The sequence below is a fragment of the Amycolatopsis sp. NPDC051061 genome (genome assembly GCF_040682935.1).
GTDB lineage: Bacteria > Actinomycetota > Actinomycetes > Mycobacteriales > Pseudonocardiaceae > Amycolatopsis.
Genome location: NZ_JBFBBZ010000003.1, coordinates 74,154 through 99,964 on the forward strand (window position 1 = coordinate 74,154; position 25,811 = coordinate 99,964).

Here is a 25,811-nt window from a genome sequence, read left to right on the forward strand (position 1 = left end):
ACGTCATCCTGCAGCCCGGGTCCGTCCGGCCGGGCCCGTTGGCGAACGCGAAGCGGCCGGCGAGCAGGTGGGCACGGCGAGTGAGTCGAGGAAGGCCATCGAGGCCGACGCTCCACTGCCGAACGTGAGAGGACGGCAATGGACGTGGCCGACTCGCCATTGACCTGGTGGTGTCGGGCCCGAACGTCGCTCGGCTAGAAGACCTCGCCCCGCCCGAGCGGATCGAACCCGTTCTCGAGATAGGCGGTGCGGCCGGTGTCCACGCCGTCGAGGCAGACGGCGACGCGGCGTGCCATGTGCGGGCGGAGCATCCCCGCGTCTCGGTTCGGGTGGCAAACTTCGAGCGCTTCAGCTCACCAGTGGCCAGGCGCAGCGAGGCGATCTGGTCCTCGCCCAGGACGCCGCCGTCGAACAGGTTGTTTCACCGGACTAACCCGCGACTCCAGCGGACGGTGTCTTTTTCGACTCTGGCTGGGGCCAGGCCCCGAGTGGCCGTCTATTGATTTTGTCCGCAAGTTGTGACCGCACTTGTTCGTGGGCTCTGACCGCACATTGATGTTCCCCGCGATCAAGTGAGGCCACTACTCGACACACATGCAGGTCGTTGGTCCTTCGCGTCACTCCGGGCGCTCCGCGTGTGTCGCTTACCTCGTGTGGGAACCACACACGTTGCCGGTGCTGGGACGCCTGACAGCTGTCCAAAGTGAAACAGGTTATCGCGCGGCAGTTGATGAGCGCTGCGTTCCTGACTGTGCGCCCAGCGGCAGAAGCGGACGTTTGGGCAGTTGTCGCCGCTCGCTGGTTATAGGAGAGACGAAGGTCAGCGAACGGCAGTTGGTTGAGCCGTCGCCGAAGGTATCCGGTCTTGCTCCGCTGGAAATCGGTATCAGCACGCCTCAGCCTCACTGACACGCCCGATGGTAAGTTGGTCGACTACGAGTATTGGGCCATTTCGTTCGATGGATCATGCGTTGGAGTCGGATAAAATCCGTGTTCATTTTCTCGGCTTGCCCTTGGATTCTTTGACTTTGACTTTGACTTTGACTGGCGACCTGCCAACTATCGTGGTCATCGATCCTGATCTATATTATGATGAAATGTTCAAAAATGCGGTAGACACCAATGATGAGGGTACCGTTCCGGCTAAGGGTTTGCCATTTGAGGAAAGTACGATTAGACGCCTCCAGGAAATCAAGCAACTGTCTCCGGGAGCATCGGCGGCGATCCACCTGGCATGGAAGCACCGCGAGATGCCGCTACAGAGGTAACTGGCCATGTGATGTCACGTCCCCTTGATGAACAGGGAAGACGCTGGACCAGAGGACAGCGTGCGAGGCGCTCTCGCAGGCCGCTGAGATGGCCGTACAGCGCCCCCCCCAGGCTCGGGAACCGAGGAGGGTCTCAGCGAAAGGCGGGGAGTTTCCCACAGAGCGCCCAGTTCGCTGTTTTCGAAGGGGTTTCGGGTTCCGGGAGGTGCTGCCTCCCCGTCCTCCCCATTTCCAGGTCTGTCCTGGTCCCGGGCGGGTAGGGCGGGCGGGGAGGAGCGCGGGGAGAACTCCCCGCGGTTCCGCTGCCTCCCCGCGTGCCTAAAGGTCCGTAAGCCCTCACTACATAATGTGCGCTTGCTCATGCGTGACGGTGCCGCCCTTGCCGCCGACGTATACTTACCAACCGGAACTGGAACCGGTCCAGGCACGCAGTCGTCGTTACACACCAACAATAAGGACTTCGACCAAGGTATCACCTACACCAACTATCTGAACTACTTCGCTCACCATGACTACGCTGCCGTCATCGTCAGGTTTCCGCGGCATAGGTGACTCCGAGAGAATCAAGTCTGACGCGATGCAAGCCATCGAATCTAACGACACGTACGACAGCATCGAGCGGATCGCGAACCAACCGTGGTATAACGGCGACTTCGGCATCTGAGGCGTGACCCAACCACACCGGATCATCACGATCATGGGCCGCTGCTATAGCATCCAAGACATTGCATCAGCGGCCGTGTAAAGTCACGATTGACGGTCACATGGTGGCGCAGAGGCATTCCGCCACCGGCTGGCCTCATCGTGACGCGTCCGGCAACAGCCATTCATACAAGCACGCACCCCTCTGACAGGAGCCGCCCGCTGATGCACGAGTACACGCCCGCTGCCGACCAAGTAGTCCGCGCACTAGCCGACCTGTCCCGACGTCGGCTTGCCGAACCGCGGTCGCTGGGGAGAATCCCCAGCGCTACAGAGCTGCAGCAAAGCTTGGGATCAACGATCACTCCGGAAGGTGTGGGCGCCCTCCACGCGACCGAACTCTGGACCGAGGTCATCGAGCCTGCCTGTTTGTCCCTGGACCACTCACGCTTCTTCGCGTTCATGCCGAACTGTCCAACGATCTACGCTGCCGCGTTCGACGGGCTCGTCGGCGCCTCGAGCATTTACGCCGGCGCATGGCTCGAAGGCGCTGGTGCGATCCACGCCGAGAACCAGGTTCTGCGCTGGATCGCAGACCTCGCAGGCTTCCCGGCATCAGCTGGAGGAACATTCGTCTCTGGCGGCACCACCGGCAACCTGTCCGCGCTCGTCGCGGCACGCCACAGCACCCGCTCGACAGATGAACGGCGCTCTGTCGCGGGCGCCGCTGTCTGCATTAGCGAGAACACGCACTCCTCCATCCGGTACCTGCTCGAATCCGTGATGGGTGTTGACGTGATCGCGGTGCCCCCGGATGACCGAGGACGCCTGACCGGGAAACAGCTGCGCAACTACACGCAGTCGATCGGTGCGGACAAGCGGGCGGAGATCTTCGCGGTTGTCGCAACGGCCGGTTCGACGAACGCTGGCACGGTCGATGACCTTGAAGGTGTCGCCGGCGTTGCCAAGGAGTTCGGCTGGTGGCTACACGTCGACGGCGCCTACGGCGGCGCCGGTCTGCTCGCACCCGAGCTCGAGGACCTGTATCGAGGCATCGAACACGCCGACTCGTTTATCATCGATCCCCATAAATGGCTGTTCGGTCCATATGACTCGTGCGTGCTCATATACCGAGACCGTGGGCTCGCACAAGCGGCCCACACCCAACACGCCGCTTATCTAGACCCTCTCGCCGATGCGAGCGAGATGAACCCGTCCGACCTCGGGACCCATCTCACGCGCCGGGCCCGCGGCTTGCCCTTGTGGTTCTCGCTCGCCGCGCACGGCACCAACGCCTACCGGGCGGCTATCGAACAGACTCTGCATGTCGCCCGCGCGGGTGCCGACCTCATCCGGGCCGATGAGCACCTGAAACTGCTAGTGGAGCCCGATCTGTCGGTATTGCTGTTCGAACGGACCGGTTGGGCCGGTTCTGATTACTCGGCCTGGAGTTCCAGATTGCTACGAGACCAGGTCGCATTCGTGACACCCACGGAGCACAAGGGATACCCGTGCATCCGGCTTGCGATCTTGAACCCAACAACGACCGTCGACGATCTTCTAGCGATCTTCGAGTCGACGCACTAATACCTCTTCAAAGAAATGCACGCAGTGCGTTTGAAGCAGTCATTCAACATCGCGGTCGGCATCGAAGCGGCTTGGGCCGTTCTAGATGAGTAAGTCCAAGGGGCAAGCGCCTGGAGACGTGACGCGAGGATGTCAATGATCGGGTTGTGACGACCGACATTGACATCCTCGCGACCGCACTCTACGTCAGAACCGACGACCTGCTCACGGCCGCGCCGCACCTAGCACCAGGGCGACCCCGCGTCGGCATCCGGCCCCGACTGGCCGACGCGGAGCTGGATTACCTTGGCGGTGATGCAGGCCCTGCTCGGGTTCACCTCCGAGGCCTGTTTCCTGCGTCACGCCCGCGTCTATCTCGGGCATGTGCTCCGCTACCTGCCCGGCCAATCCGACTACAACAAACGCCTGCGCAACGCCGCCAGCCTGGTCAAAGCCGTGATCCGCCTGCTGGCGTTGACACCACGCTGTGGGCCGATGAGGTATGGCTGGTCGACTCCACCCCGGCGGAATGCGTTCGGTCGCGAGAAACCAAGAAACGCTCGGATCTGGCCGGACAGGCTGGTGAGAGGCGGCGAGTCGGCAGCACGGCGAACCCGTGGTGCCATCGCCCGCGGGGATCGGGCACGATAACAACGGAACTTCTGGTGGGACGGCGCTTCGACACCGTCCGATCTACCAGGAGTTCCCCCATGTCCGCACCAAAGCCTCCGGCTGCCCCTCAGCTCGGAAACAGATACTTAGATGACTGCTCAGACGTGAAGCTCAGCCCTAAGGGATGTCTCGTAACTGCGGGTGTGGTTGGTGGGGCTGGTGTTGCGGTCAGCTTTCGAGGAGGATGTTGTGCAGGTTCGCCACTCCGGACACTGTGTCGGCGAGCGTGCTGGCGGCTCGGCGGTAGTCGCGCGGGATCTTGAAGTTCTTCGTCCGGGACAGGACGTGCTCGACGCGGGCGCGGACTTTGCGGTGGGTGGCGTTGAGGTCTTCCTTCCACTCCGGCATTTCGCTGCCTTCTCGAGGTTTGCGATAAGGCATGACAACCCCGGGATTGCCTTGGTAACCGCCATCGGCCATGACTGGCTGGCCGGCGAGCACCTCGGCGATACCGGAGTCGCGGTAGACGGTGCAGTCGTTGCGGCTGCCCGGTTGCGGATCTCCGGTGGCGATCACCAGCCGGGTCTCGGCGTCGATCGCGACCTGCACATTTGCCGAGTAGCGGTAGTTCTTCGACGGAGTGGCCAGCCGGTGATCCCGGGTCGGGACCAGGGTGCCGTCCACGATCGCGACCGCATTGGCCCGGCGTTTACGGACCGGGGCCAGCGTCAGCAACGGGCCGATCGTGTCGATCACCCGGTGCGCCGCGGAATGCGACACCCCGAACAGTGGCCCGATCTGGCGCATCGTCAGGTTCGTCCGCCAATACGTCGCGACCAGCAACACCCGGTCGGCCAGCGGCAACGCCCACTGCCGGCCCGGACGGCCGTCCGCGATCTCATCCCCGCCCCGCTTCGCCACCAGCCGCACCAGCTTCCGGAACTGGCCCGGCTCCAGCCCGGTGAACGGGGCAATCCACTCCGGCCGCGACGCCGTGATCACCTGCACCACACCAATATGATCACCCACCGCACCACCCAGCCCGACACCGGGTTACGAGACATCCTTTAGTACGGCAGCAGCACTTAGATGATCTTGGCTGGCGAGGGCCTCGGCGAGGCCTCGTTGATCATGAGGGCAGTCGCCTCGCGATGATCATGTTATGACGCAAGAAAACCGTGAGGCGGCTGCGGCTGCCATCGTAGAGGGTGAGCGGGCGGTGTCGAATCTGGCCGAGTTGCACGGCCGGTTGGAGCCGTGTTTCGGCAGGGCGGAGCCGTTTGCGCAGGCCCGCAATTACATCGCCGCGTTGATGAGCGATCTGCCGCGGAAGGACGGGTGGACGATCGCGGAACACGCCGGAGACTCAACGCCGAACCGGACGCAGCGACTGCTCAACCACGCCGTGTGGGACACCGAGAAGGCGACGTCGGTGGTGCGGGCGTTCGTGGCCGGGCACCTGGAGGACGAGGAGCTGGTGGTCGGCGCGCTGGACGAGTCGGGGCAGCAGAAGCAGGGCGGTGCGACGGCGGCTGTGAAACGTCAGTACATGGGGTGGAACTTGTTCTCTGGGTGGATCACCTGCTGTTGGCGGTCGCCGACTGGCAACATGGTGGTCCCGCAACCGGTGCCAACCACACCACCTGGGACTGCACGCTCGCAACAGCCAAGGGTGGCAAGGATCAAGGAGAAGCGGGAGTGTGTCGCCTCTCGAGCCAAGGATCGGGCGCGCGGTCGGATCTCACGAACACGAGCCTCTCCACCGAATCGGGTGCGGTCGGTTGTCACAGAGGAACGCGGTCGCATCTGACGGACAACCAGCCCTATCCAGGGGCGGCGCTTCCCGGTCGCCGAAGGAGCGGGCCCGTTCGGTAGTTTCCTCGGCCATGACCCCGGTTCAGCCTTCGCCAGCCGCCCCAGACGACTACTACTCCTCCCGCCCGCAGCACCTAGCCAGCGGCGGTGTCATCTTCCGCGACAGAGCCGGACGTGTGCTGTTGGTGCGCCCCACCTATGTCGATGCGAAATATCGGGACGACGAAAAGTGGGAGATCCCTGGCGGCGGCGCTGAGCACGGTGACTATCCGCTCGACGCCGCGCGCCGCGAGATCAAGGAAGAACTCGGCCTCGACATCACACTCGGCCGGCTGCTGGTCGTCGACTGCGTCCCCGCCCGCCAAGGTCGACGACCGCTGATCAACTTTCTCTTCGACGGAGGAATGTTGACGACCGAGCAGGAACAGGCCATCAAGCTCCAGGACGGCGAACTGTCTCGATGGGACTACTGCGACCGCGACGACTACGTCGCTCGCCTCGACGACCATATGAGCCGACGTGTCGATGCCTGCCTGGACGCATTGCGCACTGGAACGACCGGATATCTCCACCACGGCTACCACGCCGATCGCTAGGCGCTGGACCAGATCAGGCACTACTTCCGTTCGAGTCCTCGGGTCACGACGTGGTGATGGTCGGTAGGCCGAGGCTGACTGGGCCACCGGGTTTCCGCGCGAGCATGCGGTCCAAGCTGACCAGCTTCCGCTTCGCAGCCTCCAGACTGGTCTGTAGACCTTCGACTTCACCCAACCAGCCATTCGCCTTGGCTTCACCGATACGGTCGCCGAGGTTCCTGGCGATCTCCAGAAGCCGGCCGCGGGCGTTCGGGTCGACGCGCAAGCTGGGACAGCGGATGCAAGCGTGCTCGTGTTTGCAGGGTGTGCCATAGGGACGGCCGCAGGTTCCGAGTTCAAGTTTTCGAAGCTCGAAGTGCTGTTGAAACTCGTTCCACTCCTGGTCGGTGGGTTCGCGATATTCGGTAGAGGGGCGGACTGCACGGCGTTGGTCGAGAAACGTTCGATAGCTTTGGATCAGGTCTTCCTGGAAGACCGCGAGGTAGGCCTGCGTGGTGGAGAGCGAGGCGTGGCCGAGTAGCCGGGCTGCGATATGGATGGGCAACCCGCCGGCGACGGCCTCGCTGGCGAAATTCTTCGGAAGTCGTGCGGGGTGTAGTGCAGCGGCTGACCGGCGGCATCGGTGACGCTGGCGAGCTCCAGCGTTTGCTTGAGCATCTTGTAGACCGTGGTGCCGCTCAGAACCGTTGGCCGCCAGGCGAGCTTGTGCTGGAAAAGATGGGGAAGTGGTGCCTCGACAAGCCGCTCGGTCGTGTCGTAGCGGGCCGCGAGCGGGATGGTGCCACCGTTGTCAGCGCGGAGCCTTGTGACGATGCTGGCGAAGACGCTGGCCAGCTCGGGGCTCACGACCAGGAGGCGTTCTTCGTTGCTCTTGGAAGGCACGATCTGTAAGAGCGGAACGACTTCGCCGGTCGCCGGGACCCGGTAGGACACCAGCGCCAGGTGCGTGATTCCCAGCAGCTCTTCGAGCCGGACGCCGGTGTGGCGGAGCGTCTCGATGATCGCCCAGGCGTAGAACGCCTCCAGCTCTCGGCGGACGATGTCGACCTGGGTGCCCGTGGCGACCTCTCTGATCACGACGCGGTCCGCCGAATTCTTGATGTGGACTCGGATGTACTCGGCGTTGTCGTGCAGGAACGTCGCCCCGACAGGCGTCGCCTTCGCGACGTTAAGGAGCGCGGCTTGCTCGGACTTGTCCCTTTCAGCAGCTTCGACCAGCTGAAGAAGATGAGGGAGGCGGTCCCGCACCCGCTGGTGCATCGTCGCGATTGTCTTCTTCCTGGCCTTCACCTGGCCGTCGGTCTCGCCCGCTCGAATCGGGCAGGGAACGGCGTGCGGCACCCAACTCGGGTCCTCGGTGGCCCATTCCTGGATGTCGAGATAGAAGCTCCTGACCTGCGTGTAGATGTGAAGAAGACTGCGGCGGGCCCGTGGCGGTTGCCCCGGTTTGGTGATGAGAGCCAGTCGTACTTTCCAATCGGCGGCGACATCGTTGGGCAGGTGCAGGCTTTCGATGCCGGGGTGATGCCGTTCGACATCCGCCCAGAACAGGCCCGCGAGGATGCTGGCCAGGTTCCGCAGGGAGCCGTAGTCGAGGCCCGGACGTCGTTCGTCGAGGTAGCGCACTAAAGCGTCACGGACATGCTCACACTGGATCGCGTGGCGGTCCACCAACTCTGTGGTGGGCCACTGCCCTTTGAGCAGCACCTCCTTCAGCGAAGGCTCATTGCGGAAGATGTCCGCGTCCCGTAGGAGATCCCAGGCCGCGTATTCACCCTTCTGGCATCGTCCTGCCCTGCTGCGGTCCCACGTTCGATACGCCACGATGTCGTCGCCGACCAACTCCTCGGGCGGTCGCCCGGTGCGAAGGACCACCTTGGTGATAACCACAAGGCCTTGGCGGACGCTCTTGGCTGGCATCCCGCACCGAATCCCGGCCCGCTCAATCCGGTCGAAGACCTCGGGCGTCACCACTACGCGAGTGTCGCTGAGCAGCGACCGTGAGCAGTAGGCCGCGAGGAAGTCGAGTTCGCTATCACCACTCGGCGGAGCAGCAGGCAGCGAAGCCCTGCCATCACTTCCTCGAGCGCAGTCGTCTCCTGGCGGGGGTCGTCTTGGATCAACGTGCGGAGCCAGTGCTTGCCCGCCTCGGCGCCGGACGCCAACCAGCGATCTTGCCAACCGCTCCCGGGACGCTGCTGCAACCACTCCAAGATCAGCCGGGCTCCGCGCAGCGGCTTGCCGGGTTTCCCTTGGCCCGGCGGAGGAAAGCCCGGCAACTCCTGAATCTGTTGCAGAACTTCCTCGATGCCGAGCTGATCCAGATCGCCGACAGGAGACTCGGTCTGGCGTGGTGGCCGGCGGGGGCCGGAATCTGACTTGCCCAGTGGGGCGGTCGTCATCGCGGTCATCCGGCACCTCCGCTGAACAGTACGGTCAGGTCGGCCGGGTCGTAGCCGTTCGACGGGGGCGGCGTCGGCTCGCGCGCTTGCCGTTCGCGAGTTGTGAAGTGCTCGTGAACACGGCGGATGACTTCGGCTTCGTCCTCGACCAGGTAGATGTCGGCGGTGGTGCTGAGGTGCAGGTGTCCGAGAATGATCTGGACGTCGCGCATCGACAACGAGCTGTTGCGAGCCATGCGCAGGGCCGCGGTGTGTCGAAGGTCGTGCATCGTCCAGTTCGTACCGAGGGCGACGTTGGCCCTGCGCAGCACGGCGCGCAAGGCTTCGTAGTTCACGGGTTGGCGGCGGAGGCCTTCGCCGCGGTCGCGGCGCCGCAACGTCCACCACAGCGGCTCGTTCGGATCGAGCGGTTCACCGAGTTCCGCGACGTAGAGCCGGATCCAGACAAACGCGTCGGGACTGGCCGGAAGCCACTGCTCGGCTGTGGTGCCCTTGCGCACTACCCGGACGAGTTGGTCGCCCCAGTCCACATCCATGCCCCGGACTCCGAGCAGCTCAGCGGAGCGATTCGCGCTGCTGACGGTCAGCGTCAACATCGCGCGGTCCCGGTTCGAACGTAGTGCGCCGAACAGCTCGATCCAGCGATCGTCTTCGATCATGCGAGGCCGGCGCTTCGGGACCTTGGGGTTGTAACGGAGCTTGCCCTCGTTCCGGAAGGGTTCCAGCGGGTTGTGATGCGCGTGGGGGCGCTGGCCGCGCCGGGCGAGCGCGACGGGGTTGCTTAGACCGACCCCCTCGCCCAGCCAGAACTCGTAAAAAGTGCGCAACACCGCTTGCTGTGCCGGACGGTGCGGGGCTCGTATTTGTCGCCGAGATAGCGCTTGCGGGTGATCGGATTGATCGTCCCTGCGGTCGTCGCCGACTTCGTGCGTGCGGCGTTACGAGGCTTTTCGGTCTCCTTGAGCCACAGCACGAGGTCCCGCACCTCGGCTGAGCTTGCTCGATCCCACTCGACTTCGACCGCCCTTAACCACCTCCACCAGCGCAGCAGGTCGTAGGCATAGCTGCGAAGCGACGTCGGCCTCATGCCTTGTGCGGCGAAGTCGACCAGGAACCGGCGGATCGGCTCGACCGGAGCTCCGTCCGGATCCACCACCAGCCAGGCCGCCGCGCCCTCCGCCGCGACAACGCGCCCCCATCGGGGGAGCTGGATCGCCCCGATATCTCGCTGCACATACTCCGGCATCCTCGGCCACCCTCCGTTGTTGAAGGTGACGAGATCTACAGAGCGGGCCGTGCCGACGGCCGATATCTGGTCGGCGTGTCGCTCCGTAGTCCGGTCAACAGTCCTGTTCGACGGCGGTGTCCTCAATGATGCCCAGATCGCAGCGCTGCGCCTGGCCGAGGGCGAGCTGAAGCGCTCGAAGTTCGCCACCCGAGCCGAAGCCGCGGGGATGCTTCGGCCGCACATGGCGCGCCGCGTCGCCGTGTGCCTCGACGTCGTGCACACCGAACGGACCGCCTACCTCGAGAACGGGTTCGATCCGCTCGGACACGGAAACCTCTCCTAGCCGAGTTCGCGGCCACAGACGACCCGTGCCGCAAGGGGCCCGGCCTGGCGGTCGGTGAAACCGATTTCACCGACACCCGCGGTCGAGGCACGTGCGGCTGCGACCGACCGGACGACCATGGCGCCGGCGCCGTGTCCAACGCCCTGTCCACCTTGGACCTAGCCGACAGCCTCACCCCACACGGCACACAGGTCCCTCCGAACGGTGTCACCGACCAACAGCGGTCGGTGGCGAAGGTGCTCGAGGACGTCGCGTTGCTGCCCTCGGCGCGCGAGCATGTTGATAAAACCGGAATTCGATCGTCCGGAGATCCGGTCGGTGTGCGGAAGATTCGGGCGATTAGCATTGTGTGATGCCGATCATGTGGTCGCGACTCCATGCGGAGTTGGGCTTGTCTCCGACTCCGCTGACTCATGCCATGGTCGTGCGGGCGGTCGAGGCTGGGATGGCTGAGGCCGACGACCTCGACTGGAAGCAGGCGCTGCCGCCCGAGGTCGAGAAGAAGCGACTGGAGTTCGCCAAGGACATCGCGGCGATGGCCAACACCCGTGGCGGGCTGATCGTCCACGGGGTCCGTGAGGAGAACGAGCGTGCTGTCGGGCTGACCGGCGTACCGAATGGTGAGCGGGACCGGCAAGCCCTGCGGTCGTTTGCCAACCGATATGTGCGGCCGTTGGTCGACGGCCTGCAGATAGAGGCGCTCGACGGCGAGGCCGGGGAGCCTGGCCTGGTCGCCGTGTTCGTGCCCCCGAGCCCGGACACGCCCCACGTGATCGGTGAGAAGAACGAGATGGGTGTTCCGTATCGCTACGGAACAGACACGAACTGGATGTCGGAGAGCCAACTCGAGCGCGCCTATCGTGATCGGTTCACCCGGCGGGGCGACGATCGTGCGGCGCTGGACGCGCTGATCGACGGCTTGATTCCTGAGATCGACCTGAAGCAGGGCGTCTGGGTGGCGGTTGTGGCTCGGCCAGTCGCACCGTTGCCTCTGCTGAGCGGGCGTCCGGAACGCGAGGGGGTGACCTCGACGATGTTGAACGCACTGGAGCTGGTCTCCGAGGTGTTCGGGAAGTCGCAAGGCCGGGTGCCGGTGCTGAACGAGCTGCTGTCGGATGGTCCGATCATCAACCCGCGGAATGGTCTGCGCCGCTGGGTCATCCGGTCGAATCACTACTCGACCGATCCCCATGAGCTGGTCGATTGTGCCTTGGTGGAGTTGCATCACGACGGCTCCGTCGCGCTGGCGATGGGTTGTTCGAGTTCCTGCGTGGTGCCCGCCTCTCCGACCGGGTCACCGATGTTCGGCCGGTGCCTGTGAGACTTGTCGATGCCGTGATTGCGGAGGCGATTGCGTTGGCGTCGTCTCACGTGCGCGGACTTGGTGGGGTCGGGACGATCGTGACCCGTGCGACTTTGCTGTGGGACGACCTTCCGAGAAGTCTCCCCTTGATGGCGATCGACAACCGAATGTTCGGAGGGCCACCGAACTCTCAATATCACCCCGTCCAGCAGGCGCGTGGGGTCCGGAACCTGCTGCCCGTGGAGGCGTCGTTCTCCGCCGATGACGACGCTGCAGCCCTGCGAGAGGTGGCCCGCCAACTCGCGGATGATCTCAGCCAGCAGTTCGGGATGCCCGGTTCGAGCATTCCCGGGTGAGTCTCCTGCAGCTCTCGCGGCCGCTGGACTGGTGGCCAGGGCGGTCTACGAGCCTCTCACCAGCGGCGGGCCTGGGGCCCGCCGGGCAGACTCGGTCGGTACTTCGTTCAAATCGTGGACGGGTGAGTAACCATGGACCAAGCCAGGTCGGGCGAGGATCTTGTCGACATCGAGGACCTCTCGGAGGCTCGCCGGGACTACCTGCTGCGTTTCTACACCGTCAAGTGGGGATACGAGCCCGAGCAGGTAGCGCAGCTTGTCCGCGCCAGCACGGGTAGGAGTTGCCGGCTCGCCGAGTCGCAGGGAGCCGCCGCGACGGCTTAGTGCCGCGGATCTTTCGGCCACCGCACACAAGCTTGCCATCCATAGTGAGGTAAAAACGGCCGTCGTCGGCCAGGATCGCGGGCGCAGCACCATCGGGTTCTCTCGGATCGCGGCGCCGAGCTGCTGCTGCGCGAGGTTGGGATTGGTGAAGTGCAGGTAGCCGGCCTTCTGCTCGCGGACCCAGCCGCGCAGCGCGGGGTCGGTGAGGCCGTTGATCGCGTTTTGCAGCCGGTCGGCAGCTGGGACGTCTGTCCGGCGACGGCGAGGTCGAACGCCTCGCGGGCAGCGATCGCTTCCGGCCGGACGGCGCCGACGTTGCGGTAGCGCACCGAGGCCAGCGCGAGCCGGCTGCGCTGGACCCACTCGGGGTGGCGGTCCAGGCAGACTGACAGGGCGCTACGGACACCATCGACGCCCTGACCGTAGAGCTGGATGGCGACGTCGCGGCTGAGCACCAGCTGTGCGCGGGTGGCGGGGGAGAACTGATCCAGCCAGGCATTGTCGTGCACCGCGATGGCCAGCCCAGCACTGAGCAGCAGAACTGCGCAGTGGTCCTGGACGTCGCGGACACCGCGGCCCATGCCTTGTTCGATGCGCTGGGCGTCGCGGGCCCGGCGGGTGGGGCTGTCGATCAGCGCAGCGGCTTCACGGCGATCGGCGGCCGACATCGGCCGGGGGATGCCGTCGATGACCAACATCTCGCACGCGGTGCCGGGCAGGTCGATGCCGTCGTACTTGTTGACCAGGACCACCAGGCCGACGTGCCCGGCGCGCAGCTCTGCGACGCCGGCTTCCAAGTCGCCGACATAGTGGACGCGGTCGGCCAGGCCACGCCAGAGCGCGGCCTGCGCGCTGCTGGAGCCGGTCAAGCACCGCGAGCGCATGCTCGCGCTCCTTCGGGCCTTTGGCAGCGAGCGCGGCTCTGCAGGCAGCGCGACGGTCGCACGCCATCATCCACCAGGCAACCGCGTTGGCCAGCCGGTCGGCATTCTTCACGATAAGCCCGAGCCCCATGATCACCAGCGCGATCGCGAGCGCGCACCCGGTGGGCTGGGCGGCGTCGATCAGTCCTCGCAGGACACTCCCGGACATCGGGAACGTCTCCTTGCCACTTGAGTCGAGGAAGCGTCCGGCCACTGGACCTGCATCGTCCGAGGGCTGCTCATTGCGCCGCCCGACGCCAGCGCTCGTAGTCCTCGACGACCTGCTCCAGCCGCCGCACCGCTTGGGCTGCGTGCGCGTCGAGACCGTCGGGGAAGTTGCGCGCCTCGTCCAGGACCGCTTGGACGGCCGCGACGAGTTCCGCATCAGAAATCCGATCCTCTCCGGCCGCGGGCGCGCTCTGGGCCTGTGCGTGCGCCGCCCGGAGGGCGACCTGCTGGAACGCGCCGTCGACCGCGTCGTTCCCGATAGCCGCATGGACCACCTGAGTCAGGGCCTGACGGAGGGGGGTCTGGCCGTTGCCGAACAGCAGGTCCATCACCTCGTTGGTCACCCGCACCCGCCGCTCGGTCCCGTCGGCCAGCCGGACCTGGACCGAGTAGAAGGAGACGTCCTGGTCGCGGGGGCCGATGCGGACCCGCAGCACCTGGCCGGCGAACCTGTTGTCCTGCGGGTTGGCCGGATTGAACGGCAGCATCGCGGTGACGACGCTGCTGGCCCCACGTTCGCCCCAAACTGGCCGGGTCGGGTATGACTGCCCCAGATCTGCCCCACGATCGGGACTCCGGAGCAGGTCAGCGGCTGCACGTCCCGAACATGCAGGACATGCAGTTCGTCGTCACCGACGGCAGCAGCTTCGTGGACGTGGAGCGCGACGCCACGAACCACGTCGTGACCATGCCCGACGAGAAAGCCCTGCAGTACACCGTCACCAACACCGCCAAGAGCGGGAAGTACCGCATCACCACCGACTACGTCACCGACCCGGCCCGCGCCACGCTCGTCCGGAACACGCGGTTCCAGTCCCTCGACGGCGGCAGCTACCGGCTCTATCTCCTGGCCAACCCGTCGATGGCCGGCGGCGGCGCCAACGACAACGCCTGGTGGGACGGCAGCGGCCTCCTCGCCGGCGGCACCGAGACGCTGTTCGGCGGCACCGCCACCACGGTCGTGTCCGCGCTGCGCGTCTCGACCGGCTTCACCGCCCACGACAACGGCTACAGCGGCGCGGGCAGCGACTGCCTGGTGGACCTGCGTGCCGACAAGAACCTGAACAACCAGTTCGACAACATCTCCGGTACGGGCAACGTCGTCCAATGTGGACAGATCCCGGTCGGCACGGACACCACGTTCACCGTCGCGCTCGGCTACGGCGGCACCGCCGCGGCGGCCACGTCCGCCGCGAGCGGCTCACTGAGCAGCGGGTTCTCGGCCCTGTCAAGCTCCTACCGCAGCGGCTGGAACTTTTATGCGGGTGGTCTGAAACCCGCGCCCGCCAGCGTTTCCGGGGACACGCAACGGCGTCGCGCCTACTACGTCGCGGCGATGGCGCTCAAGACCGCCGAGGACAAGCAGCACCCGGGCGCGAGCGTCGCGGGCCTCGCGACGCCGTGGGGCAACTTCGCAGGCGGCGACCAGCTCAACGACGGCTACCACCGCGTCTGGGGCCGCGACCTCTACCAGCAGGCGACCGGCCTCCTGGCCGCCGGCGACAGCGCGCAGGCCAAGCGGATGGCCCAGTTCCTGTGGAACTCGCAGTGGATCGGCAGCCCGACCGCGGGCGACGGCATGACGTACCCGGCGGGATCTTTCCCGCGCTACAGCCCGGTTTCCGGCGTCGCCGGCGCCAGCGCCCAGCAGCTCGGCTGCTGCGAGCAGCTCGACCAGGACGCCGACGCGATCCTGCTGGCCTGGCTGACCGGCCTCACCGACGCCTCGACGTACGCCAAGGTCAAGACGACGGCGAACCACATCACGGCGACCGGCCCGGACACCACCGAGCGGTGGGAAGAGCAGTACGGCAAGTCGCCGTCGTCGGTGGCCGCCGAGATCGCCGGGCTGATCGCCGCGGGCGCCATCGCCCGGGCGAACGGCGACACCGCGAGCGCGACGTCGTGGGAGTCCACAGCGGACTCGTGGCGCAACTCCCTGGCCGGCTGGACGGTGACGACGTCCGGTTACTGGGGCGGGCACACCTACTACGAACGCCTCGACCGCGCCGGGAACCCCAACGACGGAGCGACGCTCTGCTTCGACGAAGGCTGCTTCTACGAACACGACGTCACCGACTTCGGCTTCCTCGACCTGGTGCGGCTCGGCATCCGCCCGGCGAACGACACGACGATCGCGAACTCGGTCGCGCCGACGGCGGCGGCGTCCGACGGCAACTCGGCGATGCAGGTGACGCTGCCCGACGGCGACGTCTACTTCCACCGCTACCCGCACGACAACTACGGCGAGAGCACCGCGACGTGCAACGGCTGGCCCGCGGGTGGGAGTCAGCGGTTCGGGCGGCTGTGGCCGGTGCTGTCGGGGGAGCGGGGGCAGTACGAACTCGCCAACGGCCGCTCGGCGGCGGTGTACCTGAAGTCCATGGCGGACTCGGCCAACGACGGGTACTTCGTGCCCGAGCAGGTCTGGGACCGCGCGGACGTCGGCTGCTTCGGCCTGGGCCGCCCCACGGGCAGCGCGGGTCCGCTGATGTGGGCCGAGGGGCAGTACCTGCGGCTCGCGCAGAGCATGGACGCGGGGCACAACCTCGACACGCCGTCGATCGTCAAGACCCGCTACGGCACCTGAGCGGCCAGCTTGCGGGTCCGGGTCAGCAGCTTTTCGACCCGGGCCCGCAGCTCGGGGGTTTCCCGGTCGAGATCCGGCAGCAGGTTCGTGTAGTCGGACACGAGGGTCCGGTAGTCCCGGGCGAACCTGCTCTTGCCCGTCTGCCGGGCGTAGCGCTTGTCCAGGTCGATGATCTCCTGGGCCAGCACGGCCGCGGCCCCCGCCAGCTCGGTCCGCTCGTCCGCTTCCGCGTCCCGGCGTTCGCGCCGTGCCACCGAAGTCCGGCCGGCCCGGCGGGCGGCGAGGTAGAGCGCCGGCGAGCCCAGGACCACCGTGCCGACCGCGGCCGCGGCGACCAGGTACCGCGGCAGCGACGGGCTGACCGTGCGGCCGCCGTCGGGAATCGCGCCGGAGCGCACCAGCAGGTCGTAGTTGACGACCATCACCTTCAGCGCCTCGACGGGCCGGTCGGCGAAGGCGTCGATGCCGTTGCCGATCATCGACTCCGCGACGAACGCCTTGCCGAAGTTCTCGTCGTCACCGCCGGGAAGCCGGGAACAGCCGTACTTCTCGTAGTCGTCGCCGTCGCGGCTGAGCATCACGGCGAGGGTGCCGTCGGCCGCGCCGCCCAGCCTGTCGCACGCGTCGCTCAGGTCCGCGCCCGGCTCGAGGAACGCCACCACCAGCCGCCGGTTGCCGATCACGCGTTCGGCGGCGGGCCGGTCGAGCGTGACCCCGGGTGCGACGTACACCGACGCCGACCGCAGCTGCCGGGCGACGGCTGAGTCGAATACCCCCGCCGACCACACCGCCCAGCCCGCCAGCACGAGGCAGCCGAGCACCGCGATCCCGAACGCGGAGCCGAAGAAGCGTTTCACGCGAGCCTCCCCTGCAAGAACGCGGCGGGCCGGTAGTCCGGGCGGCCGAGCAGTTCGGCGGTGGTGTCCAAATCGGACTCGGCCGCGTCGAGCAGCCCGTGGACGTGCCGGTCCGGGAGTTTCTCGGTGAACGCCTCCCGGGCCGCCGTCAGCTGGGTGATCCCGCGGGTCAGTGCCGCGGCCGACGCGCCGTCGGTGAGTCCCGAGATCTCGACGGCGAGCGCGGTCAGCCCGGCCAGGCGCGCCGGCACGCCCGCGCCGGTGGGCCGGCCCGGTCGCGCCACCCGGCGGGCCGAGAGGACGAGGAACCCGGCCGCGCAGGCGGCGAACAGCCAGGGCAGCGCGGGCAGTGCGACTCGGAGCGGGTCGAACGGGGTGTAGGGGAGCGGACGGTCGAACAGCCCGGCGTAGCGGATGGCCGTGACGCGGTCGAGCCACGCGCCCAGCACGTTGCCCTGCGGGTAGGCGTAGGTGCTGAGCCGATCGGCGAACTGGCCGTAGAAGCTCGCCGTCACGACCTCGGAGAAGGCGGCGGCCGACGGGCCGTCGTACTCCACCCACTGGCCGTACACCGCCACGATCGGCCGGCCGGGGAACTCCTTCGCCAACGCCGGTCCGAAGTGGACGAGCGGCTGACCGATCGGCTGCTGCGGCAGGGCGACGTACAACGGCTGCGCGCCGGGGAAGGCCGCGGTGGTGGCGGGAGCGTCCTTCAGCGTCGCGCCCGGGGCGATGAACCGGCCGGTGCCGCGAAGCGCCGTGGTGGTGGCGGCCAGCTCCTCCGCTGTCGGGTCACGCCGGGCGATCGTAGCCTGGTCCGGCGGCTCGGGCTGGTGGTTCAAGTGCGCGACGAGAGTGGTCAGCGACTCGGTGACGTCGCCGGTGGCGAACTCGCGGATCCACTCCGACGCGCGGTCGGGCGAGGCCTGGAGGATTCCGCCACTGACCTCGGTGCCGACGACCCGGACGGTCGCGGCGTCGACGTCGTGCACCCGGGTGCTGTCCGCCTTCTTCAGCCCGGGTGGCGCGACGAGGACCCGGTATCCGGTGCCGCCGGCCGCGGCTTTCACGGCCTGGTCGTCCCAGGTCGCGATCGCGCCCGGCAGCCGCACGACCGCGGAGGCCTTGACCATCGCCGTCATCTGCTCGGTCGAAGGGACGGTCGCGCCGCTCAGCTCGCCGGCGGAACCTTCGGGGATCGGGTCCTTGGCCCCCGGCGCCTGGCCGTAGCTGACGTCGGTGCTCTGCTTCTGCACGAGGAGGAACGTCACCAGTACGGCGACGGCCACGGCCAGCAGAGCCCAGCGAATCCGGTCAACCACGGGCGGCCGCCCGCCAGAGCGCGTCGGCGCGGCGCGCGTGCTCCTCGGCCGTGTGGGCCGCCCGCTCGCCACCGTGCGCGCCCGCGAGAGCCTCTGCCCGGGTCAGCAGCTGCTCGGCTTCCGGCAGGGGAGCGGCCGCGGCGTCCCGGCTCACGGACGCGCTGTCGATCGCCGCCCGCGCGGCCGACCACGCCGTCCGCCGGCGCAGGTCGAGCTCCCGCAGGCGGGGCAACGCGACCACGCCGAACCCGGCGGCGGCGATCACCACCGCGCCGAGCACCCACACAAGCCACGTCATCCGGCCACCTTCGCACCTCGATCTTCGGCGAGGAGGTCATTCTGGCGGCCGAAGCCCGGAAATGTGACGACGTTGCCGCATTGTGTCCCAGTCGCTCACCGGACCAAGCGGACAGTCTTCGCGGCGGGGACGAACGTCGCCGTCTGGCCGCGGGTGAGGGCGACCTTGTCGGCTTCGAGGCCGTCGCCGAACGCGACCAGGCGGTCGGATTCGACCTCGACCGTCAGCGGCATCGACGTCAGATCCCCTTCCGTGCACGTGGTTCCGGTCGTCGGCGAGGGCCACGCCTCGCGCACGAACCAGACCAGCCGGGCCTCGCCGGGCGCGGGCAGCCGGAGGCCGCTCCCACGCTCCCGCCAGACCGACCCGCACCAGCCGGTCGCCCCGGTGCCCGTCCCGACCAGGACTCCCGACGACGCCTGGCGTTCCGCCGGCCCGCCACCGACCCGCAGCCGGTAGCGGGCCGTCTGGTGCCCGGCGTGGCCCAGGTAGATCTCGTTCAGCGCCAGCAGCCGCTGGCCGTCGTCCGCGGTGAGCTCGGCCATCGTGCGGTGCTCGACGTCGCCGGTGGACCGCACCAGGTCCGCGACGGCGGCGGCGGGGTGGTGCACCAGCACGCCGGGCGCGCCGGGGGCGACGCCGATCACCGGCTGGCCGTCGAGGTACTTGGCGACGTTGGCGATCAGCCCGTCCTGGCCCACCACGACGACGACGTCTTCCGGGGTGAACAGGAACCGGTCGAGGTCCGCCCGTTCGACCTCGCCGCGGCGCCAATCGAGGGGGATCGCCGCCGACGCCGTGGCGAGCGCCGCGCGCACGGCGGCGTCCGCCTCGGTCACCTCCGCCAGGTCACGCCCGCGCGTGCGCAGGAAGAGCTCCGCCTGGCCGCGGGTGCCGTGCCGGGCGAGCAGCTCGTCCAGTTCGGTGCGCCGGTGCACCAGCACGACGCGCGGGGCGAGGCTCACGACCGCACGCCCAGCTTCGTCAGCAGCGGCGTGAGCAGATCCGGTGTCACGACCAGGCTGTCGATCCGCGGCAGGTTGCCGGCCAGCTCCTTCAGTGCCAACCCGGTCAGCACGCCCTCGGGCAGGTCGCGGTACGCCGCCAGCCGTGCCGCTTCACCGGCCGCTTCCGCCTCCCCGAGCGCCCGCTTGCCGTCGGCTTCCACGAGCGTCAGGCGTTCGTTGCGCGACGCCTGCGCTTCGGTCTCGATCCGGCTCGCCGCCGCGGCCTCTTCGGCCTGGCGACGGGCGTTCGCGCCGAAGCTGACCGAAGTCCCCGGCTCGCGGGCCGGGCGGGCACGCCGGCTCGCCCGGTAAGCGTGGCTCGCCGGGCGGGCACGCCGGGCGGGCAGGCCAGCTCGGCACGTTCGCCGGGTGAGCCCATCGGCCTGGCACGCCAGCTCGGCACGTTCGCCGAGTGGGCACGTCGGGTGGGCACATCGGCCTGGCGCGCCAGCTCGGCACGTTCGCAGGGTGGCCACGGTTCGCCGGACCAGCGCGGCGCACCGGCCCGGCTCAGCCGGTGCGCGGGCCGCGGCGGCGGGTTCCACCGGCGCGGTTCAGCCCGTGGCGGGCCCGGACCAGCAAGACCTGACCTGAGCGCCCCAAGGTGGCCTTGGTTGCGTTCAACGCACCCAAGGGGCCCTTCGGTGCGTTGAACGCACCGAAGGCCACCTTGGGGCGCTTGTCCCGGGTCAGGCGGCGCGGGCGGGCACCAGCCGTCGCGCGGCCGTGACCAGCGGCAGCAGCCGCGTGCCGAAGTTGCGGGCCGCCAGGCCGCCGCGCGTCGCCGGGATCAGCAGGGCCGCGGCCGTGGAGACAGTGCGCTGCTTGGATTCCACCAGCCTCCGGTGCGCGCTCTCGTACCGGCGGAAGGCCGACGCCGCGTCGCCCGGGGTCCGGCCCAGCTCCTCGGCCAGGGTGTACGCGCCGGCCATCGCCAGCGTCGAGCCGTCGCCGAACAGCGACACGCACGACGCCGCGTCGCCGGCCAGCGCGATCCGCCCCGACGCCCAGGCGTCCATCCGCACCCGGCTCACCGAGTCCAGGTACAGGTCGTCCGCCTCGCGCACGCGCTCCAGCAGCTCCGGCACGCGCCAGCCCGCACCCTCGTACGCCTCGGCGAGCATCCGCTTGTGCAGTGCCGAATCGCGGTGGTCGAACCCCGGCACGGCGTCGCCGCGGAACATGAACGCCGCGATCCCGTTGCCGCGCGCCGGGTGCACCGCGACCGCCCGGCCGGGCGAGTTGTACATCACCAGCTCCGTGCGGTCGGCCGGCGGCTCGGCCAGCGGCAGCGTCGCGATGTAGACGCCCATGTGCTCGACGAACGCGTGCTCCGGCCCGAACGCCAGCCGCCGCACGGCCGAGTGCAGGCCGTCCGCGCCGAGCACCAGGTCGAAGCGCCGCGGGGCACCTCGCTCGAACGTGACGTCGACGCCGCCGTCGTCCTGGTGGAGCTCGGTGATCGAGTCGTGGAAGACGAACTCGGTGTCCGTCCGGGCGGCTTCGTGCAGGATCGCCGCGAGGTCGGTGCGGGGCAGCTCGATGCCGCCGTCGCCGCCCATCGTGACGCGCCCGGTCCGGCGGCCCGCGTCGTCGACGAACTTCAGCGACGTCACGGTGGTGGCCGCTTCGCGCAGCTTCGCGGTGATGCCCATCCGCTCGGCGACGTGCCTGGCCGGCCCGCGGACGTCGACGGGGCTGCCGCTCGAGCGCAGCCCGGCGGCGCGTTCGACCACGGTCGGCCGGAAGCCCGCGCGGGCCAGCCAGTACGCCAGTGTCGGCCCGGCGACGCCCGCGCCGGAGATCAGTACGGTCTGCTCGGTCATGGTGATACCCCCATCAAGGTCCTGACCATCGGTCAGTCCCGACCGTACGCTCCTGTCCATCGGTCAGGCAAGCGGCTAGGCTCGGGCGATGACCGACGACACCCGCGCCCGGATCCTGCGCGCCGCGCTCGAGGAGTTCTCCGAGCGCGGCTTCCACGCGACGTCGGTCCGGGAGCTGGCCGAACGCGTCGGCGTCACCAAGACTGCGGTGCTGTACCACTTCCCCGGCAAGGCCGACATCGTGACGGCGCTGGCCGAACCGCTCCTGGCCGACCTCGAGACGGCCATGACGAAGGCCGCGGACGCCGCCGATCCCCGGGCGGCGGCGATCGAAGGCCTCCTCGACGTGTGGCTCGGCCACCGCTACCTGCTGCGGATGAACCTGCGGGATCTCGGGCTGACCGCGTCGAAGGCGGTGTTCGAGCGTTTCCGCGACGGCATGCTCAAGGCGAACCACCTGGTGGCGGGCCCGGACGCGGACCTGGCCGGCCAGGTCCGCGCGGCGCAGGCGATCGCGATGCTCAGCGACCCGGTGGTGCTGTTCGCCGACGCTCCACCGGACGAGTTGCGCGCCGCGGTCCTCGACGGCGTCGACCGGCTGTACGCGGTGCCGGAACCCGAGGTCAAGCTACGCGCCCGCCGCGGCCGGCCGACGGTGATGAGCCCGGAGACGATCGAAGGCGCTCGCCGCCTCTACGACGCGGGCCACGCCCCGGCCGACATCGCGACGGCCCTCGGCGTCTCCCGGGCGACGATCTACCGGCACCTTCCTGGCGTCGAATAATGAGACGCATTAATGAGACTTACTGAGACGCGACTTCGATGTCGGGCAAGGCCGCGAGCTGGGCGGGAGTCAGCTTGGAAGCCGCCTCGAACACCTTCGCCTGGTGCTCCTTGATGCGCTCGTCCACCAGGCGGCTCAGCTCGAAGGCCAGCCGCCCGGTCTGCCGGACCGTGACGTCGTCCACCAGCGGCTGAACCGCCGAGGTGATGACCATTCCCGCGGCCTCGCCGGTCGAGGATTGTGAGACGCCCACCGAGTAGGTCTCGCGCGGGTTGACCGGCCCGTCGATCGAGAAGTCGCGGATCCGGACGAGCAGCGCGTGCCACTCGGCGACCTCGCCCGGCACCTCGGTGGCCTTGACGTCGGCGATGGTCAAGCCCATGCCGCGGTCGCCGGTGCGGAAGCAGCGCGCGTACGAGTTGAGCGCCGACACCCACAGTGCCTCGACGACCACCGCGTCGACCCGCGGGTGGGCCAGCTCGGCCACCAGCCGTTCGCAGCACTTGAGGGTGAACTGGAGGTCGTCGAAGATCGCGACGAGGTCGGCCAAGCCCAGCGCGCTGGGTGTCGCCAGCTGCCGGGCGCTCGAAGGCGTCGTCGTGGAAGGGGTCATCCGGGATGCTCCTGTCCTGCGGCCGTCCGGACCTTCAACGACACCGCATCCGGGAGCGTCCAGGGGTCTCAATTTGCGACACACCCGCCACGGGCCGCAGGAACAGGGTGAACGACGTCTTCTGCGGCACCAGCCGGTACCGCGGCAGCACCCCGGGCCCGCAGGCCGCCGTCCCGAGGCCGTGGTGCGCGACGTCCAGCGTCAGGTGCACCAGCTCGCCGGACTCCAGTTCGTCCGTGTGCCGTGCCGCCTCCAGGGCCGCCGCCGTCCAGCGGCGGGCCGTGAAGTCGAACGTCGGGTCGCCGTCGATGCGGAGGCCCGTGCCGTCCGGGTCCGTCAGGCGGGCCCAGCGCACGGCCGTGCGGTTGCCGTTCTCCTGGGGGAAGACGTACGGCGTCTGCAGGCCGTCGACACTGCTCGAGAATCGCCCGATCCGCACCGCCTGGCCGCTGTCCGGGTACGCCTCGCCGGGGCCGCCGCCGAACCACTCCGCCGTGCCGAAGGTGCCAGGGACCGCCATCGCCAGGCCGAGCCGGGGGAGCGTGCCGGGGAACTCGCCGTCGGGGGTCACGTCCACGCGCAGCCGCAGGCCGCCGTCGAAGGCCGTCCACGTGTAGTCCGCGAACAGCCCGAACGGCTTCGCCGGCGGGGCGACGCGGGTGCGCACCACCAGTTCGTCCCCGTCGGCGTCGACGGCGAGCACGCGGTGCTGCATCCGGTGCAGGCCCGCTTCGAGCCACTGCGACGCCTCGGACGGTCCGGGCGACGACCCGCGGTCGTTGTCGGTCGTCGCGCGCCAGACGTCGAGCCGGGGGCCCCGCACCGCGTGCCCGCCGAGTGACGTCAGCGTGCCCGTCACGGCGTCGAAGTCGCCGGTACCGAGGATGAGCTGCCCGGACGTGCGGAACACCGGCCCGCGCGCCGGCGGCAACGGCCGGGCAGGCGCCGCCGACACCGATAGCTGCCCCCAGCCGACCACGTGCCCGGCGGGCGCCCACGGGGCCGGGGAGATCAGCGACGCCGAAACGGTCAACCACGACTCGCCGCTGGTGGGTGGCAGTGAAGGGAGCGGGAGAGAAGCGCTCTGTCCGGAGTGGACGGCCGGGACGTCGAGGACACCGTCCGCGACGGCGGTTCCGTCGTCCTCGAGCACCCACGTGAATCTCAGGTGCCCGGTGTCGACGAAGTCGTAGTGGTTCTCGATCCGGACACCGGACGGGTCCGCGGAGATCCGGACCGGCTCGATGATCTTCGCGAGCTCCGTCAACCCCGGCGACGGTGTCCGGTCCGGGAAGAGCAGCCCGTCGATGACGAAGTTGCCGTCGTGGATGGGCTCGCCGAAGTCGCCGCCGTACGCGAAGTGGCCCGGAACGGCGATCCCGTGGTCGATCCACTCCCAGACGAACCCGCCCTGGCAGTTCGGGTACCGCTCGAACAGCTCGCGGTATTCCAGCAGCCCGCCGGGCCCGTTGCCCATCGCGTGCGCGTACTCGCAGAGGATGAACGGCAGGTTCCGGCGTCGCTCGTTCGTGTCCTCCCGGAGGCCGACCTGCTCCACTTCGGACGGCGAGGCGTACATGCGACTGTGGACGTCCACATAGGAGCAGTCTTGGTCGCCTTCGTAGTGCACCGGCCGCGTCGGGTCGCGGTGGCGCGCCCACTCCGCCATCCGCGCCAGGTTGTCCCCGGTGTGGCTTTCGTTGCCGAGCGACCAGAGGATGACGCTGGGCCGGTTCTTGTCCCGCTCGACCGTGCGCCGCATCCGGTCCAGGTAGGCGTCCGTCCACATCGGCTCGGAGCTCGGGTTGCGATCCCACCCGAGCGGCCCGAAGCCGTGGGTCTCCAGGTCGCACTCGTCGACCACCCACAGGCCGTATTCGTCGCACAGCTCGAGGAACGCCGGGTCCGGCGGGTAGTGGCTGGTCCGGACCGCGTTGACGTGGTGCCGCTTCATGAGCAGGACGTCGGCCAGCGCGGTTTCGCGCGAGACGACACGCCCGGTGCGCGGGTCGTGCTCGTGCCGGTTCACCCCACGCAGCAACAGCCGCCGCCCGTTGACCTTGAGCTGTCCGTCCTCGATCGTCACCGTCCGGAAGCCGATCCGCACCGGCACCCGTTCGGCCACGGTGGACAGCGTCACGTCGTACAGGCGCGGTGTCTCGGCGCTCCAGGGCTCGACCGGCAGCTCCAGCGGCTCACCGGCCGGATGCCCCGTGACGCCCAGCGAGGGGATGTCCAGCACGACATCCGCGCCGGTCTCGACCCGGACCGTGCCCCGCCCGGTCGTGTGATCGTAGTCCGCGCGGACCCCGTAGTCGCCGATGCCGCCGGTCGGCCGCGCCAGCAGCGTCACCGCCCGGAAGATCCCGGACAGCCACCACATGTCCTGGTCCTCGAGGTAGCTGCCGGCCGACCACTGGTGCACGCGGACCACGAGGACGTTGTCCCGCGGCTTGAGCAGCGGCCCGACCTCGAACTCCGTCGGCAGCCGGCTGCCCTTCGTCACGCCGAGTTCCGTGCCGTTGAGCCAGATCCGGCCGCACGAGTCGATCCCGTCGAACCGCAGCAGCGCGGACCCGGACGGCCAGCCGGCGGGCAGGTCGAACCGCAGCCGGTGGTCGCCGGTCGGGTTCTCCGACGGCACGTGCGGCGGATCGACCGGAAAGGGGTAGTGCACGTTCGTATAGGCGGGCTTGCCGTGGCCGTGCAGCTGCCACAGCGACGGCACCGGCAGCTCGTCCCAGGTGGAGTCGTCGGCTTCGACCGGGTCCGGGGCGGCCGCGACGCTCGCCGAGAGCCGGAACCGCCAGGTGCCGTTCAGCGACATCGACGGGGCGTCGGAGGTGAAAGCCGCGCGCGGGGGCGCCGATCCGTGGCCGGGGCCTGGATCTTCGACGTACGACATGGA

General features: G+C 68.5%; 26 protein-coding genes. 9 read left to right on the forward strand and 17 right to left on the reverse strand.

Translation table 11 applies throughout. The features are described from left to right. Positions 1-959: 959 nt before the first annotated feature. The 3 genes from AB0N03_RS05085 to AB0N03_RS05095 all read left to right on the forward strand — a co-directional run bounded on the left by AB0N03_RS05085 (position 960) and on the right by AB0N03_RS05095 (position 4,127). The gene (locus tag AB0N03_RS05085) at positions 960-1,268 is read left to right on the forward strand and encodes a hypothetical protein (RefSeq protein WP_364365595.1); all 309 of its coding nucleotides are present in this window, start codon (positions 960-962) and stop codon (positions 1,266-1,268) included. Positions 1,269-2,135: 867 nt separating this feature from the next. Further along, complete coding sequence (locus AB0N03_RS05090; protein ID WP_364365599.1) at positions 2,136-3,497, forward strand: aminotransferase class V-fold PLP-dependent enzyme; 1,362 nt, start codon at positions 2,136-2,138, stop codon at positions 3,495-3,497. A gap of 294 nt (positions 3,498-3,791) precedes the next feature. Further along, a complete protein-coding gene (locus tag AB0N03_RS05095) occupies positions 3,792-4,127 on the forward strand; it encodes a hypothetical protein (protein WP_364365602.1) in 336 nt (111 codons plus the stop codon). Between the two features lie 189 nt (positions 4,128-4,316). Here AB0N03_RS05095 and AB0N03_RS05100 read toward each other — a convergent pair whose 3' ends face one another. Beyond that, the gene (locus tag AB0N03_RS05100; RefSeq protein WP_364366285.1) at positions 4,317-5,096 is read right to left on the reverse strand and encodes a transposase family protein; all 780 of its coding nucleotides are present in this window, start codon (positions 5,094-5,096) and stop codon (positions 4,317-4,319) included. Between the two features lie 154 nt (positions 5,097-5,250). On the opposite strand from AB0N03_RS05100, the gene AB0N03_RS05105 reads away from it, so the two are divergent. Beyond that, positions 5,251-5,898, forward strand: coding sequence for a transposase (locus AB0N03_RS05105; protein WP_364365605.1), 648 nt, complete (start codon positions 5,251-5,253; stop codon positions 5,896-5,898). 76 nt (positions 5,899-5,974) lie between these two features. Then, complete coding sequence (locus tag AB0N03_RS05110) at positions 5,975-6,499, forward strand: NUDIX hydrolase (protein ID WP_364365608.1); 525 nt, start codon at positions 5,975-5,977, stop codon at positions 6,497-6,499. A 43-nt stretch (positions 6,500-6,542) separates the two neighbouring features. Here AB0N03_RS05110 and AB0N03_RS05115 read toward each other — a convergent pair whose 3' ends face one another. The 6 genes from AB0N03_RS05115 to AB0N03_RS05140 form a co-directional block, all read right to left on the reverse strand. Then, positions 6,543-7,043 carry a hypothetical protein gene (locus tag AB0N03_RS05115; RefSeq protein WP_364365611.1) on the reverse strand — a complete coding sequence of 167 codons (501 nt, stop codon included), beginning with the start codon at positions 7,041-7,043 and terminating at the stop codon, positions 6,543-6,545. Then, on the reverse strand, positions 6,956-8,473 hold the full coding sequence (locus tag AB0N03_RS05120) for a hypothetical protein (RefSeq protein ID WP_364365614.1): 1,518 nt from the start codon (positions 8,471-8,473) through the stop codon (positions 6,956-6,958). Before AB0N03_RS05120 ends, AB0N03_RS05115 begins: the two co-directional genes overlap by 88 nt. Continuing rightward, positions 8,473-8,910: a hypothetical protein gene (locus AB0N03_RS05125; RefSeq protein WP_364365617.1), complete on the reverse strand. Its 438-nt coding sequence runs from the start codon at positions 8,908-8,910 to the stop codon at positions 8,473-8,475. Before AB0N03_RS05125 ends, AB0N03_RS05120 begins: the two co-directional genes overlap by 1 nt. Continuing rightward, positions 8,907-9,728, reverse strand: a complete 822-nt coding sequence (locus tag AB0N03_RS05130; protein ID WP_364365620.1) for a site-specific integrase — start codon at positions 9,726-9,728, stop codon at positions 8,907-8,909. The genes AB0N03_RS05125 and AB0N03_RS05130 overlap by 4 nt, the downstream gene beginning before the upstream one ends. Continuing rightward, positions 9,683-10,147 carry a site-specific integrase gene (locus AB0N03_RS05135; RefSeq protein WP_364365623.1) on the reverse strand — a complete coding sequence of 155 codons (465 nt, stop codon included), beginning with the start codon at positions 10,145-10,147 and terminating at the stop codon, positions 9,683-9,685. The genes AB0N03_RS05130 and AB0N03_RS05135 overlap by 46 nt, the downstream gene beginning before the upstream one ends. Before the next feature lie 94 nt (positions 10,148-10,241). Next, the gene (locus AB0N03_RS05140; protein ID WP_364365626.1) at positions 10,242-10,457 is read right to left on the reverse strand and encodes a hypothetical protein; all 216 of its coding nucleotides are present in this window, start codon (positions 10,455-10,457) and stop codon (positions 10,242-10,244) included. A 367-nt stretch (positions 10,458-10,824) separates the two neighbouring features. Between AB0N03_RS05140 and AB0N03_RS05145 the strand changes: the two genes are divergently transcribed. Then, a complete protein-coding gene (locus AB0N03_RS05145; RefSeq protein WP_364365629.1) occupies positions 10,825-11,793 on the forward strand; it encodes an ATP-binding protein in 969 nt (322 codons plus the stop codon). Positions 11,794-11,924: 131 nt separating this feature from the next. Further along, positions 11,925-12,131 carry a hypothetical protein gene (locus tag AB0N03_RS05150; RefSeq protein WP_364365632.1) on the forward strand — a complete coding sequence of 69 codons (207 nt, stop codon included), beginning with the start codon at positions 11,925-11,927 and terminating at the stop codon, positions 12,129-12,131. A gap of 320 nt (positions 12,132-12,451) precedes the next feature. Here AB0N03_RS05150 and AB0N03_RS05155 read toward each other — a convergent pair whose 3' ends face one another. Beyond that, positions 12,452-13,324, reverse strand: coding sequence for a hypothetical protein (locus AB0N03_RS05155; protein WP_364365634.1), 873 nt, complete (start codon positions 13,322-13,324; stop codon positions 12,452-12,454). A gap of 293 nt (positions 13,325-13,617) precedes the next feature. Next, positions 13,618-14,094: a hypothetical protein gene (locus AB0N03_RS05160; protein ID WP_364365637.1), complete on the reverse strand. Its 477-nt coding sequence runs from the start codon at positions 14,092-14,094 to the stop codon at positions 13,618-13,620. Between the two features lie 53 nt (positions 14,095-14,147). On the opposite strand from AB0N03_RS05160, the gene AB0N03_RS05165 reads away from it, so the two are divergent. Then, positions 14,148-16,196: a glycoside hydrolase family 15 protein gene (locus tag AB0N03_RS05165; protein WP_364365640.1), complete on the forward strand. Its 2,049-nt coding sequence runs from the start codon at positions 14,148-14,150 to the stop codon at positions 16,194-16,196. On the opposite strand, the gene AB0N03_RS05170 is transcribed toward AB0N03_RS05165, so the two are convergent. The 6 genes from AB0N03_RS05170 to AB0N03_RS05195 all read right to left on the reverse strand — a co-directional run bounded on the left by AB0N03_RS05170 (position 16,184) and on the right by AB0N03_RS05195 (position 21,506). Continuing rightward, positions 16,184-17,053 carry a hypothetical protein gene (locus tag AB0N03_RS05170; RefSeq protein WP_364365643.1) on the reverse strand — a complete coding sequence of 290 codons (870 nt, stop codon included), beginning with the start codon at positions 17,051-17,053 and terminating at the stop codon, positions 16,184-16,186. The two genes, AB0N03_RS05165 and AB0N03_RS05170, sit on opposite strands and share 13 nt — an antisense overlap. Continuing rightward, the gene (locus AB0N03_RS05175; RefSeq protein WP_364365646.1) at positions 17,050-18,375 is read right to left on the reverse strand and encodes a hypothetical protein; all 1,326 of its coding nucleotides are present in this window, start codon (positions 18,373-18,375) and stop codon (positions 17,050-17,052) included. Before AB0N03_RS05175 ends, AB0N03_RS05170 begins: the two co-directional genes overlap by 4 nt. Beyond that, entirely contained in the window at positions 18,368-18,673 is a 306-nt protein-coding gene (locus AB0N03_RS05180) for a DUF6403 family protein (RefSeq protein ID WP_364365649.1), read from the reverse strand. The genes AB0N03_RS05175 and AB0N03_RS05180 overlap by 8 nt, the downstream gene beginning before the upstream one ends. Before the next feature lie 95 nt (positions 18,674-18,768). Continuing rightward, positions 18,769-19,638, reverse strand: coding sequence for a hypothetical protein (locus tag AB0N03_RS05185; protein WP_364365652.1), 870 nt, complete (start codon positions 19,636-19,638; stop codon positions 18,769-18,771). Continuing rightward, complete coding sequence (locus AB0N03_RS05190) at positions 19,635-20,225, reverse strand: hypothetical protein (RefSeq protein ID WP_364365654.1); 591 nt, start codon at positions 20,223-20,225, stop codon at positions 19,635-19,637. The genes AB0N03_RS05185 and AB0N03_RS05190 overlap by 4 nt, the downstream gene beginning before the upstream one ends. 144 nt (positions 20,226-20,369) lie before the next feature. Then, positions 20,370-21,506 carry an FAD-dependent monooxygenase gene (locus tag AB0N03_RS05195; protein ID WP_364365657.1) on the reverse strand — a complete coding sequence of 379 codons (1,137 nt, stop codon included), beginning with the start codon at positions 21,504-21,506 and terminating at the stop codon, positions 20,370-20,372. Positions 21,507-21,594: 88 nt separating this feature from the next. Between AB0N03_RS05195 and AB0N03_RS05200 the strand changes: the two genes are divergently transcribed. Next, a complete protein-coding gene (locus tag AB0N03_RS05200) occupies positions 21,595-22,290 on the forward strand; it encodes a TetR family transcriptional regulator (RefSeq protein WP_364365660.1) in 696 nt (231 codons plus the stop codon). A 19-nt stretch (positions 22,291-22,309) separates the two neighbouring features. On the opposite strand, the gene AB0N03_RS05205 is transcribed toward AB0N03_RS05200, so the two are convergent. Further along, the gene (locus tag AB0N03_RS05205) at positions 22,310-22,903 is read right to left on the reverse strand and encodes a hypothetical protein (RefSeq protein ID WP_364365663.1); all 594 of its coding nucleotides are present in this window, start codon (positions 22,901-22,903) and stop codon (positions 22,310-22,312) included. Positions 22,904-22,937: 34 nt separating this feature from the next. Continuing rightward, positions 22,938-25,808 carry a glycoside hydrolase family 2 TIM barrel-domain containing protein gene (locus AB0N03_RS05210; RefSeq protein ID WP_364365666.1) on the reverse strand — a complete coding sequence of 957 codons (2,871 nt, stop codon included), beginning with the start codon at positions 25,806-25,808 and terminating at the stop codon, positions 22,938-22,940. Between the last annotated feature and the right edge of the window lie 3 nt (positions 25,809-25,811).